This window comes from Bacillus multifaciens (assembly GCF_030756675.1).
In the GTDB taxonomy this organism is placed as follows: domain Bacteria; phylum Bacillota; class Bacilli; order Bacillales; family Bacillaceae_G; genus Bacillus_A; species Bacillus_A multifaciens.
In genome coordinates this window covers 34131-50673 of record NZ_JAVBXD010000005.1, presented here as the reverse complement: position 1 = coordinate 50673, position 16543 = coordinate 34131, and the positions used below count along the sequence as shown (strand labels likewise).

The window sequence follows — 16543 nt, the reverse complement described above, 5'->3', positions numbered from 1 at the left end:
AATATTTTAAATTGAGAGGGGTACTTAAATGAGTCAAGAAAAGCAAGTCTTCTCGATAGATTGGGCTGGTCGTCAGCTAACGATTGAAACAAGTCAGCTTGCAAAACAAGCAAACGGAGCAGTTTTAGTAAGATATGGCGATACAGCGGTTCTATCTACAGCAACTGCATCAAAAGAGGCAAAAAATGTAGATTTCTTCCCGTTAACAGTAAACTATGAAGAACGTTTATATGCAGTAGGGAAAATTCCAGGCGGCTTTATCAAACGTGAAGGTCGTCCAAGTGAGAAAGCAATTTTAGCGAGCCGTTTAATTGATCGTCCAATTCGTCCTCTTTTTGCTGATGGCTTCCGTAATGAAGTACAAGTAGTCAGCATTGTAATGAGTGTGGATCAAGATTGTTCTTCAGAAATGGCAGCTATGCTTGGTTCTTCATTGGCGTTATCGATTTCAGATATTCCATTTGAAGGGCCGATTGCTGGTGCGACAGTTGGTCGTATTGACGGCGAATTTATTATTAATCCAACAGTTGAACAACAGGAGCAAAGTGATATTCACCTTGTTGTTGCTGGAACAAAAGATGCTATTAACATGGTAGAAGCAGGAGCAGACCAAGTGCCTGAAGAAACGATGCTAGAAGCAATTATGTTTGGTCATGAAGAAATTAAACGTCTAATTGCTTTCCAAGAAGAAATTGTACAAGCAGTTGGAAAAGAAAAAACGGAAGTTCAGTTATATGAAGTGAACGCTGAGCTTGATCAAGCTGTACGTGAAATGGCAGAGCAAGATATGCATGCAGCAATTCAAGTACACGAAAAACATGCACGTGAAGATGCAATTAATGCAGTGAAAAAGCGTATTACCCAGCATTATGAGGCGCAAGAAGCTGATGCTGAAACATTAGGACAAGTAAATGAAATTCTATATAAAATTGTAAAAGAAGAAGTACGTCGTCTTATTACAGTTGAAAAAATTCGCCCAGATGGACGTAAAGGTGATGAAATTCGTCCTCTAGCATCAGAAGTAGGAATTTTATCTCGTACGCATGGTTCTGGTTTGTTTACACGTGGACAAACACAAGCATTAAGTATTTGTACATTAGGAGCATTAGGCGATGTACAAATTTTAGATGGTCTTGGTGTAGAAGAATCAAAACGCTTCATGCATCATTATAACTTCCCGTCCTTTAGTGTTGGGGAAACGAGACCAATGCGCGGCCCAGGTCGTCGTGAAATCGGTCATGGTGCATTAGGTGAACGTGCCCTTGAGCCAGTTATTCCATCTGAAAAGGACTTCCCGTATACAGTACGTCTTGTATCAGAAGTATTAGAATCAAATGGTTCTACTTCACAAGCAAGTATTTGTGGTAGCACTTTAGCGATGATGGATGCAGGTGTTCCGCTTAAAGCTCCAGTTGCTGGTATTGCAATGGGACTTGTGAAGTCTGGTGACCATTACACAATTTTAACGGATATCCAAGGAATGGAAGATCACTTAGGTGATATGGACTTTAAAGTAGCAGGTACAGCTAAAGGTGTAACGGCACTTCAAATGGATATTAAAATTGAAGGGTTATCACGTGAAATTTTAGAAGAAGCATTGCAACAAGCAAAAGTTGGACGTATGCACATTTTAGATCATATGTTATCTGTTATTGCTGAGCCACGTACGGAGTTATCTAAATATGCTCCTAAGATTGTGACAATGACAATTAATCCAGATAAAATCCGTGATGTTATTGGACCAAGCGGAAAGCAAATTAACAAGATTATTGAAGAAACAGGCGTGAAAATTGATATTGAACAAGATGGCACAGTCTTTATTTCATCTATTGATCAAGAAATGAATGAAAAAGCGAAGAAAATTATCGAAGATATCGTTCGTGAAGTTCAAGTAGGTGAAATTTACTTAGGAAAAGTAAAACGAATTGAAAAATTTGGTGCTTTCGTTGAATTATTCAGTGGTAAAGACGGTCTTGTTCATATTTCTGAATTAGCACTTGAACGTGTAGGGAAAGTAGAAGATGTTGTGAAAATCGGTGATGAGATTTCAGTAAAAGTTATCGAAATCGATAAACAAGGTCGTGTAAACTTATCTCGAAAAGTATTGCTTAAAGAAGAGCAGGAAAAAGAAGCTGCAAAGCAAGAACAAGAGCAAGGGCAAGAACAAGAGCAAGAATAAGAATAAGCTAGAGAAAAGCTAAGGGAATCCCTTAGCTTTTTTGCTATGTAAAAAACCTTGGGATACATCTCAAGGTTTTTTGTATATAAGGGAGTATAGTTTTAATGAGAACGTTTAAATTAACAATGATAAGAAAAGAAACTGTTGATTATTTTCGTTTAACAAGGTGTACCTCAAAAGAATAGAAGGGAAATCGTGCTAACTATTAGTCGGCGGATGGAAGATCCTTGACTGATGGAAGTTTTACTTTATTGGAGGGTGCTTAATGAAAATTCGCATTATTTTACTCATAGTAATATTATGGTTCTCCGCTATGCATGTTTCGCATATATCATATGCAAAGGACCGTTTGTATGAAGAAATTGAAGAACAAGCAAAAGGGTATGCGATTCCAGCGCAAAATGCATTCATTGATAAAGTGTGGAAAGCGATGCCAGGGTATAATGGGAAAGAAGTGGATATACAAGCTTCCTATAATAACATGAAGAAACAGGGCCGTTTTGATGAGAAACAATTGGTATACCGAGAAGTATCGCCCAAAGTACATTTAGCAGACTTATCACCTGCCCCTATTTATAGAGGGAATCCAAGTAAAAAAATGATTGCACTTACCATTAATGTTGCTTGGGGGAATGAATATCTTCCACGTATGTTAGAGGTACTGCAAAAGCATAATGTGAAGGCAACTTTCTTTCTAGAGGGAAGATGGGTAAAAGAAAATTTACGGTTTGCAAAAATGATTGCGGATGCTAATCAGGAAGTGGGAAATCATTCGTATACGCATCCTGATATGAAAACTCTATCGCTTTCTGCAATCCAAGAACAATTACAAAAAACGAATCAAGTCATTGAAGCAGCAACGAATCAAAAAGTGCGTTGGTTTGCACCTCCAAGTGGCAGTTTTCGTGACGATGTTGTTCATACTGCTGCAAGGTTACAAATGGGAACGATTATGTGGACAGTGGATACAATTGATTGGAAGCATCCAGAACCGCACGTGTTACTCCAAAGAGTATTTAGTAAAGTACATCCCGGTGCTATTATTTTAATGCATCCAACTTCTTCTTCGGCAGAATCGCTTGATACATTGATTTCAAAGCTAAAAGAAAAAGGATATACTGTAGGAAACGTATCTGCTTTAGTAGATGAAAAGCGTATTGATTAAACACATTTGCATGACATTCGTCTTTAAACTTGTTATGATTATATAATAGAATTTTTTAACAGCGAAATTGTTAATAGGAGGAAGGCTTTTGATCAAAAAATATACGTGTAAAAATGGAGTAAGAATCGTAATGGAACATATTCCAACAGTACGTTCTGTTGCAATTGGAGTATGGATTCATGCGGGATCACGAAATGAAAACGAAAAAAATAATGGGATTTCTCACTTTTTAGAACACATGTTTTTTAAGGGGACGAAAACACGTAGTGCTAGAGAAATTGCAGAATCCTTTGACAGCATTGGCGGGCAAGTTAATGCGTTTACATCAAAGGAATATACATGTTATTATGCGAAAGTGTTAGATGAGCATGCGAAATACGCACTTGATATTTTAGCGGACATGTTCTTTAATTCAACATTTGTTGAAGAAGAATTGAAAAAAGAAAAAAATGTTGTGTTTGAAGAAATTAAAATGTATGAAGATACGCCAGATGATATCGTCCATGATATGTTAACGAAAGCGACGTATGAGACGCACCCGCTGGCATATCCTATTTTAGGAACAGAGCAAACGCTTGAAACGTTTACAGGTGATACGCTTCGTGAATACATGAAAAATCATTATACGCCAGAAAATGTCGTTGTTTCAATTGCTGGTAACATTGATGAATCATTTGTTCAAATCGTTGAACAATATTTTGGAGATTATGAAGGAACAACAAACCGTGAACAAGTACATAGCCCTATTTTTCATCCAAATAAAGTAGCACGCAAAAAAGAGACAGAACAAGCTCATTTATGTTTAGGATTTAAAGGATTACAGATGGGTGATGAAAGTATTTATAATCTGATTGTATTGAATAATATTCTAGGCGGCAGTATGAGTAGTCGTTTGTTCCAAGAAGTGCGCGAGCAACGTGGGTTAGCGTACTCTGTATTTTCTTATCATTCTTCTTATGAAGATACAGGGATGTTAACAATCTACGGAGGAACGGGCAGTCAGCAACTTGATATGTTGTACGAAACAATTCAACAAACACTTGATACATTAAAAAATACAGGTATTACAGAAAAAGAATTACTTAACAGTAAAGAGCAACTAAAAGGAAATCTTATGTTAAGTTTAGAAAGTACAAATAGTCGAATGAGCCGCAATGGTAAAAATGAATTACTTCTAAAAAAACACCGTTCATTAGATGAAATTATCGAAAGTGTAAACAGTGTTACAAAAGCAGATGTAGATACATTGATTCGGAATATGTTCACAGATGAGTTTTCAGCAGCATTGATTAGTCCGAATGGAGCGCTTCCAAAAGGAATAAATCAAAAATAAATATGTTAAAAAAACCGTTTCTTATTTAGAAGAAACGGTTTTTTAAATTTTCATTTATATTTCTATCTATTTTAATCTTTCTGTATATAAATTGCTGCTATGCAGAAAAATAGATTCTTCTACTTTCTTTCTCCCTTTGTTTGAACTTCGCATGTGGCAAAAAAAGGCCCTGACCGCTTCTATGCATGGCTAGACGCTCTCGCCCACTTGAAAAGAAAAGGATTTCATGTCGTTTTTTTAACTTGGATTTATATATAGGCATTTTTTTGTGAAGTCTAGAATAGGTACTTAATATAAAAGAAATCTTCTAATAAAAGTGTTATATATGGAGGGGATGGAATGCGATTAAGTGAGCTAAGCGGAAAAGAAATTGTTGATTTACAGCGTGCGGAACGAATGGGGGTATTAGGGCATGCTGACCTAGAGATTGATGAGAAAGATGGGAAGATTCAAGCGCTCATTATTCCAGTTGGAAAATGGGGAGGATTTAAAAGAGGGCAACAAGAAGTAAGGGTGGAGTGGAGTAGAATTAAAAAAGTAGGCCAAGATATGATTATTTTTGACCTTGTAAATTATTCAGATTTTAATTAAAAGATGACCAATGTGGTCGTCTTTTTTATTATGGAAATCTATAGATGTAAGTCATTCTTACTTTGTCCCGCATTAACGGACAGTAATACTCCTACCTCAAAATTCAGCGAAAGCAAAGAAGTTAGGTGGGAGATAAACTGTCCGTAAAAGCCCGATTGGTGAGGGCTAATAATCAGTGGGGGATGAAGAAAACCCCCACTGATTAAAGTTGCACTTTATTGTTTTCAATCACCTTATACTCGTACATTACATATGATGTGGAGGAAAACGAAAAAGTAGGCACTTTTCTTATAATGAGAGAAAAAGAAGGTGAAGAAAAGAATGTTGACTGATATTCATATCGCTGTCATAGGAGGAGATGCAAGGCAGCTTGAAGTCATTCGTAAGCTAGTTGAGCTTGATGCGAAACTCTCATTAGTAGGTTTTGATCAGTTGGATCATGGATTTACAGGATCAGCAAAAGAGAGTATGCAAGATCTCGATTTTACTTCTTTAGATGCCATTATTTTGCCGGTAGCTGGAACTGATGCAAATGGAAAGATTGATACAATTTTTTCTAATGCAAAAGTTATGATTACAAAAGAACAGATTGAAAACACACCAGCCCATTTTACGATATATTCAGGTATTAGTAACACTTACTTAGACACAATTGCTTCTTCAACGAATCGAAAACTTGTCAAATTGTTTGATCGTGATGATGTAGCGATTTATAACTCAATACCAACTGTTGAAGGGACTATTATGATGGTTATTCAACATACCGATTACACAATTCATGGGTCTACGGTAATGGTATTAGGTTTTGGGAGAACTGGAATGAGTGTAGCAAGGGCATTTCAGTCACTAGGAGCGAAAGTAAAAGTAGGTGCTCGTCGTTCTGAACATATTGCGCGTATTACAGAAATGACATTTACGCCATTTCAAATGCGAGATATAGAGCGAGAGGTACACGATGTCGATATTGTTATTAATACAATCCCCCATCTTGTTGTAACTGCAAGTGCGATTTCAAAAATGCCTGCTCATACATTAATTATTGATTTAGCCTCTAAACCGGGAGGGACAGACTTCCGCTATGCAGAAAAGCGGGGAATTAAGGCTTTGTTAGCGCCTGGACTTCCAGGGATTGTCGCACCAAAAACAGCAGGACAAATTCTCGCAAATGTCCTTTCAAATTTATTAATGGCAGATGTAGACGTAAGAAAGGAGAATAAAAAATGAGTGTAAATGGGAAACGAATTGGTTTTGGGTTAACAGGCTCACATTGTACGTATGCAGAAGTCATGCCACACTTAGAAAAACTTGTTGCGGATGGAGCGGAAGTACTCCCTGTTGTATCATATACATTACAAACGACAAATACAAGATTTGGTGAAGGTGCCGAGTGGATTGAGAAGATAGAAGCTATTACTGGTCATAAAGTAATTGATTCAATTGCGGGGGCAGAACCGCTTGGTCCGAAAATTCCATTGGATTGTATGGTTATAGCACCATTAACAGGAAATACAATGAGTAAATTTGCCAATGCAATGACAGATTCTCCTGTATTAATGGCTGCTAAAGCTACCTTGCGAAATGGTAAACCTGTTGTATTAGCGGTTTCAACGAACGATGCTCTTGGATTAAACGGTGTAAACTTAATGCGCCTAATGGCAACAAAAAATATTTATTTTGTGCCGTTTGGGCAAGATTCACCGCACAATAAGCCCAATTCTATGGTAGCGCGTATGGAATTATTGCAAGATACAATTGTAGAGTCGATGGGAGGAAAACAACTCCAACCTGTAGTTGTAGAAAAATTCAAGTATATGAATTAACAAGCAAAAAACAGACAATTTTTTTCATGAAACCATCATTCTTATCGCAGAATATGATAAAATTAATTCTATTAAGAATGAGAAGGAGTATTTGTTACTCCTTTTTATTCTAAGTATAGAAGGATTGGTACCTAGAAAGGGGCATAGTGATGGAAAAGAAAAAATCTTTTCATGTCGCTGTAGTTGGAGCAACCGGCGCAGTTGGTGAACAAATGTTAAATACTTTAGAGAAACGTAATTTTCCAATTGGACAGTTATCGTTACTTTCATCTAAACGTTCTGCAGGTAAAACGCTTTTATTTAAAGGAGAAGAAGTAACAGTACAAGAGGCTACTCCTGAAAGTTTTGAAGGAGTGGATATTGCACTCTTCAGTGCGGGTGGATCTGTATCAAAACAATTAGCACCAGAAGCAGCAAAACGCGGTGCAATCGTTGTCGATAATACGAGTGCGTTTCGCATGACGGAAAATGTTCCGCTTGTTGTACCAGAAGTAAACGAAAAAGATTTATTAGAGCATAATGGAATTATTGCAAATCCAAACTGTTCTACCATTCAAATGGTAGTTGCTCTTGAACCAGTTCGTCAAAACTTTGGTTTAAAACGAGTAATCGTTTCCACATATCAAGCTGTATCAGGAGCAGGAGCGGCTGCAATTGAAGAGCTACATGAACAATCACAAGCCATTTTAAATGGTGAAGAAGCAAAAGCAAATGTTTTACCAGTAAAAGGTGATGAAAAGCATTATCCAATTGCATTTAATGCGATTCCGCAAATTGATAAGTTTGAAGATAATGGCTTTACATTTGAAGAAATGAAAATGATTAATGAAACAAAGAAAATTATGCATATGCCAGATCTTGAAGTAGCGGCAACATGTGTCCGCTTGCCAGTTGTATCAGGTCACTCTGAATCGGTGTATATTGAAGTGGAAAAAGAAGGTGTAACAGTAGAAGAGCTGCGTACTCTGTTAGCGAATGCAGAAGGAGTTGTACTGCAAGATAATCCAGCAGAACAAGTATATCCAATGCCAGCAACTGCAGTTGGTAAAAACGAAGTATTCGTTGGTCGCCTTCGTAAAGATTTAAACAATGATAAAGGATTCCATCTTTGGGTCGTATCTGATAACTTATTAAAAGGTGCTGCATGGAACTCTGTTCAAATTGCAGAACGATTAGTGAAATTACAATTAGTGTAAACGGCTAAAAGAAGGTGCAAAAATGAAAATTATTGTCCAAAAATTTGGTGGTACATCTGTACGTGATGAAAATGGTCGAAAACACGCCCTTCACCACATCAAAAAATCATTGAAAGAAGGCTATAAAATTGTAGTTGTTGTATCTGCGATGGGTCGCAAAGGTGAGCCATATGCGACTGATACATTATTAAGCCTTGTAAGTGAAAAACAATCGTTTATTTCAAAACGTGAACAAGATTTATTGTTGTCTTGTGGTGAGTTAATTTCGGCAATTGTGTTTTCAAATATGTTAAATGAAAATGAAATTAAAGCGGCAGCATTCAATGGTGCACAAGCTGGCTTTATTACAAATGATGATTTTACAAACGCTAAAATCATTGAAATGAACTGTGAACGTATACGTAAAGAGTTAGAAGAAGTAGATGTAATTGTCGTAACGGGATTTCAAGGGCAAACAAAAGAAGGCGATACGACAACACTTGGACGCGGTGGAAGTGATACATCAGCGTCGGCATTAGGTGTTGCGCTTCATGCCGAATATATTGATATCTTTACAGATGTAGAAGGTGTGATGACAGCTGATCCTCGTATTGTAAAAGATGCACGACATCTTGAAAATGTAACATATAATGAAATCTGTAATATGGCATATCAAGGTGCAAAAGTTGTTCATCCTCGTGCTGTTGAAATTGCGATGCATGCAAAAGTACCTCTGCGTGTGCGTTCTACGTATTCTGATAGCGAGGGAACTTTAATTGCAGCGTATGATGGTGCAACAAAAGGTCGTGATGTACAAGAGCGTCCTGTAACTGGTATTGCTCATGTTTCCGATGTAACGCAAATTAAAGTGTTAGCAAAAGACGGGGCATATGATTTACAAACAGAAGTTTTTAAAGAAATGGCAAATGAAAAGATTAGCGTAGATTTGATCAATATTTCTCCTACCGGTGTAGCATACACAGTTAGTGATGATGTTGCAGATCGAGCAGTTGAAGTGCTTCATAAGCTTGGATATGATCCAATTGTAACGGAGCACTGTGCAAAAGTATCTATTGTTGGAGCTGGAATCGCAGGTGTTCCAGGTGTTACAGCGAAAATTGTCACATCATTAGCTGAAAATGGAGTTCAAATATTGCAATCAGCAGATAGCCATACAACAATATGGGTACTTGTGAAAGAAGAGAAACTTGTAGATGCTGTAAATGCACTTCATCGTGCATTTGAGCTTTCAAAAGAAAAGCAACTGGAATTATAAGGAGTGAGACCATGAGAGATTTTGGGACAATTGCAACTGCGATGGTCACACCGTTTGATAAAAATGGAAACATCGATTTTGCAAAGACAACAAAATTGGTAAATTATTTGATTGATAACGGGACAACATCAATCGTTGTAGGAGGAACAACGGGTGAATCTCCTACATTAACATCTGAAGAAAAGGTAGCGTTATATCGTCATGTCGTATCTGTTGTTGATAAAAGGGTGCCTGTGATAGCTGGAACTGGTAGCAACAACACGCATGCTTCTGTGGAGCTTACGAAAAAAGCGGAAGAAGAAGGCGTAGATGCGATTATGTTAGTTGCACCGTATTATAATAAACCAAGTCAAGAAGGTATGTATCAGCATTTTAAAACAATTGCTGAAAGTACAAAACTGCCGATCATGTTATACAACGTTCCTGGTCGATCTATTGTACAAATTTCTGTTGATACAGTTGTTCGTTTATCACAAATTCCAAACATTGTTGCAATCAAGGATGCGGGCGGCGACGTATTAACGATGACAGAAATTATCGAAAAAACAGATGCTGATTTTGCTGTATACAGCGGTGATGACGGATTAACATTGCCAGCTATGGCAATTGGGGCAAAAGGGATTGTATCTGTTGCTTCTCATATTATTGGTAATGAAATGCAAGACATGATTGTAGCATTCCAAACTGGTGATATGAAAACAGCACAAAAGCTTCATCAATTGTTAGTAAGAGTGACAAATGCATTATTTATGGCACCGAGTCCAACTCCGGTCAAAACGGCATTGCAAATCGTAGGACTAGACGTTGGTTCTGTTCGTTTACCTCTTCTACCATTGACTGAAGAAGAAAGAACGCAATTACTTGAAGTTATCCAATCTATTCCTCGCTAATAGGAAAGTGGCTTAGTGATATGTGCTAAGCCACTTTTTGTATTTTATCCCTCTACATTGGGGAAATAATTACGGGTTATACAACACTTTTAAGACCAACTAGTTAACTTTACTGTTATCCGGTGTATCCTCTTATACATATTCTTCTCTTTGCTTTCTTATAATTTAACTTGTGTTCTATTTCTTATATCAGTTATAATATGGCTAAGTAGCTTAGTACGGGTATGCTTAGCAAAAATGGAAAAACATTACGGATTATCGGATTGTGTATGAAATTACATAAAATATTTGATTTATATAATGAAAGAGAGGTGGAACCTGGTTTAAAAACAAAAAACGTGATAAGACCTTCGTTTTAGATGTTGAAAAATGATGGTGGAGTTTCCCCTGGTTTCTCGACAATGTTAGTGGGATCAGTTTTTATACTATTTTTAAACCAGGCAACAACATGAAGAAGAAAGAGATAGATACTGTAAAAGTATTCGCTCTCGGCGGAGTGGGCGAAATTGGAAAGAATATGTACTGCGTGGAAATTGATTCTGAAATTTTTATTGTGGATGCAGGACTTATGTTTCCAGAAGAAGAGATGTTTGGAATAGATATTGTTATTCCTGATATCACATATTTAGTGGAAAATAAAGAGCGCGTAAAAGGACTATTTTTAACACATGGTCATGAAGATCATATTGGTGGTATTGTTTATGTGTTAAGAAAATTAGATATTCCAGTTTATGGAACCAAACTAACAAACGGTCTAGTGAAAGAAAAATTAGGAGAAGCGGGCATGTTAGGCCGTGTTGATTTAAGAACAATCGATTCTAATGCTACTGTAGAATTCGATACGACAACGGTTTCTTTCTTTAAAACAACCCACAGTATCCCAGATGCAGTGGGTGTTTGCTTCCATACTTCACAAGGTGCAATTGTATACACTGGTGATTTTAAATTTGATCAAACTCCGATTGGGAATAATGGTGCGGATATTGGAAAAATGGCACAAATCGGCAATGAAGGTGTACTTTGCTTACTATCTGATAGTACAAATGCAGAGCGTCCTGGCTATACAGGATCTGAGAGAGAAGTCGGTGTAGAGATTTCTAAAGTATTTTATAATTCAGAAGGCCGTATAATTGTAGCTTCATTTGCGTCTAATGTTCATCGTATTCAACAAGTTTTCGATGCGGCTTATGAAACTGGTCGTAAGGTAGCAGTAGTGGGCCGGAGTATGGTAAAGGTAGTTGATATTGCATATAATCTAGGTTATTTAAATATTCCAGACGGTATGTTAATTTCACTGCAGGAAGTTGATAATTATCCTGAGAAAAAGGTGACAATTTTAACGACTGGAAGTCAAGGTGAGCCAATGGCTGCCCTTACTAGGATGGCAAGACAAGCTCATAAACAAATTTCAATTCGTAAAGGTGATACAGTTATTATTGCAGCATCCCCAATTCCAGGGAATGAAACATCTGTCTCAAGAACAATTGATTTATTATTTAGGACAGGTGCGGATGTCGTATATTATGGAGAAAAGAAAGTCCATGTTTCTGGGCACGGTAGTCAAGAAGAATTGAAGTTAATGTTGAATTTAATGAAACCAAAATATTTCTTGCCTGTACATGGTGAATTTCGTATGCAAAAAGCTCACGCCCGTTTAGCTCAGGATGTTGGAATTCATTCGAATCGTATTTTTATCACTGAAAAAGGTGAAGTAATCTCCTTTACAGATGGTGAAGCGAAACCAGCAGGGAAGGTTCCAGCTGGAAATGTATTGATTGATGGATTAGGCGTTGGTGATGTTGGGAATATCGTGTTACGAGATCGAAAAATGCTATCGCAAGACGGTATCTTAGTCGTTGTTGTAACCCTTGGGAAAGATGAGAAAAAAATTATTTCTGGACCAGAAATAATTTCGCGAGGATTTGTTTATGTTCGTGAATCTGAAGCGTTAATTGAAAAATCAACTGATATCGTACGTACAATTGTAGAACAATCTATTAAAGAATATTCTATTGAATGGTCAACATTAAAACAAAATATTCGTGAATTACTTGGACAATTTTTATTTGAAGAAACGAAGAGAAAACCGATGATTTTACCAATTATCATGGAAGTATAAGAGAGGGCTGCCTATTTATAGGCAGCTTTTTCTTTTATCCTCTGTCGAATGAAATTTATAACTTAACAAATAATAGTTATATACGTGAGAAAGGGGATACGACATGATAGAGCGTGATGAAATGAAAAGTGAAGAAAAAGAGCCCAAGACAAAAGAAGAGACGAAAGAAGCTTCTGTATTAGAGAAAATTCAGCAGCTTGGACAGACAAATGTCCCGCAATTAAATGAATCGCGTGTTCATTGTTTAACGATTATAGGGCAAATTGAAGGGCATGTGCAATTGCCACCACAAAATAAAACGACGAAATATGAACATGTTATTCCGCAAATTGTAGCAATTGAACAAAACCCTAAAATTGAAGGATTATTAATTTTGTTAAATACAGTTGGAGGGGATGTGGAAGCTGGGCTTGCGCTTTCTGAAATGATCGCTTCGCTTTCAAAACCGACTGTATCGATTGTACTTGGCGGAGGCCATTCCATTGGTGTGCCGATTGCGGTATCAACAGATTATTCATTCATTGCAGAAACAGCAACAATGACAATTCACCCTATTCGTCTTACAGGTCTTGTAATAGGTGTTCCACAAACATTTGAGTATTTAGATAAAATGCAAGAGCGTGTTATTCGTTTTGTAACAAAGCATTCCAAAGTAACAGAAGATCGTTTTAAGGAGTTAATGTTTGCAAAAGGGAATTTAACGCGAGATATTGGTACAAATGTTGTAGGTTTGGATGCGGTGAAATATGGTTTAATTGATGATGTTGGAGGGATTGGCCAAGCAATCAAAAAATTAAATGAATTAATTGATGCAAAAACATCAACTGAACAAGGTGGGGCGTTGCTACAATGATTTTATATACGATTATGCCAGAGCAACTCGTGTATCCGATGGATCATAGTGAATTTACGAAACAGAAAATTATTCATGTAGATGGTATTGATATGGTTGTGGAAATGGGAAATGAAAATAATTATTCTGTTGTACGTGTATTAAGTACAAACCCCCAACATTTTTTACAATATGAACCTGGGCAGAAAATATCCTTTTCGTAAAAGCAGGATTTTGTTTATGAGCTATGGTATAATATAAAAAACAAGAGGGTGAAGCAGCCGTGTGTGTAGGCTGCTTTCTTCAGTTTATTCTGTAAAATCCTGTTTGAATGGGACTATAATGATTCTGTGAAAGTTATATTTTTGAATGAGAATTTGAGGTGAAGAAATGGCAAAACAAAAGCAAAGAGGGACGAAAACAAAAGCAAGACGTACCTTAAAGCCAACTTTGTACTACGAAATCGTCGGTTTGACTCTTTTTGCGCTCTCCATCATTACAATTATGCAACTAGGTGTTGTCGGAAAAGCATTCGTGCTATTTTTTCGCTTTTTCTTTGGAGAATGGTACATACTTGGAGTACTTGGGGTTATTGCACTTTCTATAGCGTTTGTTATAAAACGAGAGTGGCCGAATTTATTAAACAAACGATTGATTGGTCTATATTTAATCGTATTAGCGATATTGATGTTTAGTCACATTACATTAGTTAACCTTTTAACAAAAGACGGGGCAGTACAAAGTTCATCTGTTATTGTAACGACAAAAGATTTGTTCTTTCATGAAATGAAAAAAGGAGTCGATTCAGTACATTTAGGCGGGGGAATGTTTGGGGCTATTATGTTTGCGACATGCTATTTTTTATTTGATGAGGTTGGCGCGTACATAATTGGAATGATTCTCATTTTGCTTGGTGTATTATGTATTACAAATAAACATATAGGAGAAGTACTTGCGCCGATTGGAAGTATACTTAGACGGCAATTTCAAGTGATGCAAGGTGATTATAAAGATTGGCAAACGAAACGGGCTGTTGAAAAAACTGAAAAGAAAAAGGCATCTCGCACGCGGAGTGAACGTCATGTGCAAGATGTGCCGGAGTTAGTAGAGCGTATAGAAGAAGTGGATGTAGCCCCGCCGATTATATCAAACTTTACTGAAAACTATGCAACGCCGGATCCAATAAGTGAAGAACTTCCTAAAGCAACTCAAGAGGATCCTTTGCCGGTGCAAGAAGAACAGCCGCAGCGGAAAAAAGGTGGAAAAATTGTTGAATCGCTTTCCGGAGAGACGACAGCCCCGCCAATGCATTTTTCTGATGTTGAAAATAAAGACTATAAGTTGCCGTCTTTAGAACTATTAAAGTTTCCGAACAATAAGCAAGTGACAAATGAGAATGAGACGATTTATGAAAATGCTCGTAAGTTGGAACGAACATTCCAAAGCTTCGGTGTGAAAGCGAAAGTAACAAAGGTTCATAGAGGGCCAGCTGTTACAAAATATGAAGTATATCCTGATATGGGAGTTAAAGTTAGTAAAATTGTTAGTTTAAGTGATGATTTAGCACTAGCTTTAGCGGCTAAAGATATTCGAATTGAAGCACCGATCCCAGGGAAATCAGCTGTTGGTATTGAAGTGCCAAATGCAGAAGTTGCAGTGGTTACGTTAAGAGAAGTATTGGATTCGAAAGCAAATAATCATCCGGAAGAAAAGCTATTAATTGGACTTGGGCGAGATATTACAGGTGAAGCTGTATTAGCACGTCTAAATAAAATGCCCCATTTACTAGTAGCAGGGGCAACTGGTAGCGGAAAGAGTGTATGTATTAACGGGATTATTACAAGTATTTTAATGCGCGCTAAACCGCATGAAGTGAAACTTATGATGATTGATCCTAAAATGGTAGAATTAAATGTATACAATGGTGTTCCGCATTTATTAACGCCTGTTGTGACAGACCCGAAAAAAGCGTCACAGGCATTAAAAAAGGTTGTCAATGAAATGGAACGACGTTATGAATTGTTTGCGCATAGCGGAACACGGAATATTGAAGGATACAACGAATACGTTAAACAACATAATGAACAATCTGAAGCGAAGCAACCAGAACTTCCGTATATTGTTGTTATCGTGGACGAGTTGGCGGATTTAATGATGGTTGCTTCTTCTGATGTTGAGGATGCGATTATGCGTTTGGCACAAATGGCACGTGCAGCTGGTATTCATTTAATTATTGCAACGCAGCGTCCATCTGTAGATGTTATTACTGGTGTTATTAAAGCCAATATTCCATCGCGAATTGCTTTTGCGGTTTCCTCTCAAACTGATTCAAGAACGATTCTTGATACAGGGGGAGCAGAGAAATTGTTAGGACGAGGTGATATGCTGTTTGTACCAATTGGTGCTTCTAAGCCAGTTCGTGTACAAGGTGCATTTTTATCAGATGATGAAGTAGAAAAAGTAGTAGAGTATGTTGTTGCGCAGCAAAAAGCACAATATCAAGAGGATATGATTCCGCAAGATGTACAAGAAACGAAGCAAGAGGTAGAGGATAATTTATATGATGAAGCAGTGCAGCTTGTTGTAGATATGCAAACAGCATCAGTCTCTATGTTACAGCGCAGGTTTCGTATTGGGTATACGCGTGCGGCCCGATTGATTGATGCAATGGAAATAAACGGTGTTGTCGGTCCATATGAAGGAAGCAAGCCTCGTGAAGTGCTACTAAAAGATATTCAAGAGAAAAGTTCGTGAAAAAGGAGCCGATTAGAAGTCATTCTAGTCGGTTTCTTTATTAAATAAAAATGATAACGCTTACTATAAGGTGATTTTAATTAGAATACGAATGGTTGTATATTTTAAAATTCCAACGTTCGATTTTTTTGTTCGATTGTATTGACAGTAATCATTTCAAATGGTACGATTACTTCGAAATCAAAATAAACCTCATATAATCTTGGTAATAAGGTCCATAAGTTTCTACCTAGCAACCATAAATTTGCTAGACTATGAGGAAAAAGTGTCAATACAAGGTGTAGAACAACTTTGTTCCTAACTTTTTCATCATATGAGAAATGTAAGGTGCAAAGTTTTTTTTATAGGTTAAAGAAAGAAAATTTCATTTAACGAAATTATTAGCACTTATTCGACAAATCTTAACTTT

13 protein-coding genes and 1 riboswitch are annotated in these 16543 nt (G+C 37.1%); all 13 genes read left to right on the top strand.

The window, feature by feature from the left end; all coding sequences use genetic code 11:
* Positions 1 to 28 precede the first annotated feature (28 nt).
* Positions 29 to 2179 carry a polyribonucleotide nucleotidyltransferase gene (gene pnp / locus Q9306_RS05245; protein WP_306196032.1) on the top strand — a complete coding sequence of 717 codons (2151 nt, stop codon included), beginning with the start codon at positions 29 to 31 and terminating at the stop codon, positions 2177 to 2179.
* A 265-nt stretch (positions 2180 to 2444) separates the two neighbouring features.
* Positions 2445 to 3344 carry a polysaccharide deacetylase family protein gene (locus Q9306_RS05240; RefSeq protein ID WP_306196030.1) on the top strand — a complete coding sequence of 300 codons (900 nt, stop codon included), beginning with the start codon at positions 2445 to 2447 and terminating at the stop codon, positions 3342 to 3344.
* 88 nt (positions 3345 to 3432) lie between these two features.
* A complete protein-coding gene (locus Q9306_RS05235) occupies positions 3433 to 4677 on the top strand; it encodes a M16 family metallopeptidase (RefSeq protein WP_306196028.1) in 1245 nt (414 codons plus the stop codon).
* Positions 4678 to 5016: 339 nt separating this feature from the next.
* Positions 5017 to 5268 carry a YlmC/YmxH family sporulation protein gene (locus Q9306_RS05230; protein WP_020059139.1) on the top strand — a complete coding sequence of 84 codons (252 nt, stop codon included), beginning with the start codon at positions 5017 to 5019 and terminating at the stop codon, positions 5266 to 5268.
* 321 nt (positions 5269 to 5589) lie between these two features.
* Positions 5590 to 6492: a dipicolinic acid synthetase subunit A gene (gene dpaA / locus Q9306_RS05225; RefSeq protein WP_306196218.1), complete on the top strand. Its 903-nt coding sequence runs from the start codon at positions 5590 to 5592 to the stop codon at positions 6490 to 6492.
* On the top strand, positions 6489 to 7088 hold the full coding sequence (locus Q9306_RS05220; protein ID WP_306196024.1) for a dipicolinate synthase subunit B: 600 nt from the start codon (positions 6489 to 6491) through the stop codon (positions 7086 to 7088). Before dpaA ends, Q9306_RS05220 begins: the two co-directional genes overlap by 4 nt.
* Before the next feature lie 149 nt (positions 7089 to 7237).
* Entirely contained in the window at positions 7238 to 8284 is a 1047-nt protein-coding gene (gene asd, locus Q9306_RS05215; RefSeq protein ID WP_306196022.1) for an aspartate-semialdehyde dehydrogenase, read from the top strand.
* A gap of 22 nt (positions 8285 to 8306) precedes the next feature.
* Positions 8307 to 9539 (top strand): aspartate kinase, encoded by a 1233-nt coding sequence (dapG, locus tag Q9306_RS05210; protein ID WP_020059086.1) that lies wholly within the window; start codon positions 8307 to 8309, stop codon positions 9537 to 9539.
* A gap of 11 nt (positions 9540 to 9550) precedes the next feature.
* A complete protein-coding gene (gene dapA, locus Q9306_RS05205) occupies positions 9551 to 10429 on the top strand; it encodes a 4-hydroxy-tetrahydrodipicolinate synthase (RefSeq protein ID WP_306196018.1) in 879 nt (292 codons plus the stop codon).
* Between the two features lie 448 nt (positions 10430 to 10877).
* Positions 10878 to 12548, top strand: a complete 1671-nt coding sequence (locus tag Q9306_RS05200) for a ribonuclease J (protein WP_306196016.1) — start codon at positions 10878 to 10880, stop codon at positions 12546 to 12548.
* A 121-nt stretch (positions 12549 to 12669) separates the two neighbouring features.
* The gene (locus Q9306_RS05195) at positions 12670 to 13401 is read left to right on the top strand and encodes a ClpP family protease (RefSeq protein WP_371932327.1); all 732 of its coding nucleotides are present in this window, start codon (positions 12670 to 12672) and stop codon (positions 13399 to 13401) included.
* Positions 13398 to 13604 carry a YlzJ-like family protein gene (locus Q9306_RS05190; RefSeq protein WP_306196012.1) on the top strand — a complete coding sequence of 69 codons (207 nt, stop codon included), beginning with the start codon at positions 13398 to 13400 and terminating at the stop codon, positions 13602 to 13604. Before Q9306_RS05195 ends, Q9306_RS05190 begins: the two co-directional genes overlap by 4 nt.
* 166 nt (positions 13605 to 13770) lie before the next feature.
* Entirely contained in the window at positions 13771 to 16134 is a 2364-nt protein-coding gene (locus Q9306_RS05185; protein ID WP_306196011.1) for a DNA translocase FtsK, read from the top strand.
* A gap of 172 nt (positions 16135 to 16306) precedes the next feature.
* A riboswitch (purine riboswitch) is annotated at positions 16307 to 16409 on the top strand.
* Positions 16410 to 16543 lie beyond the last annotated feature (134 nt).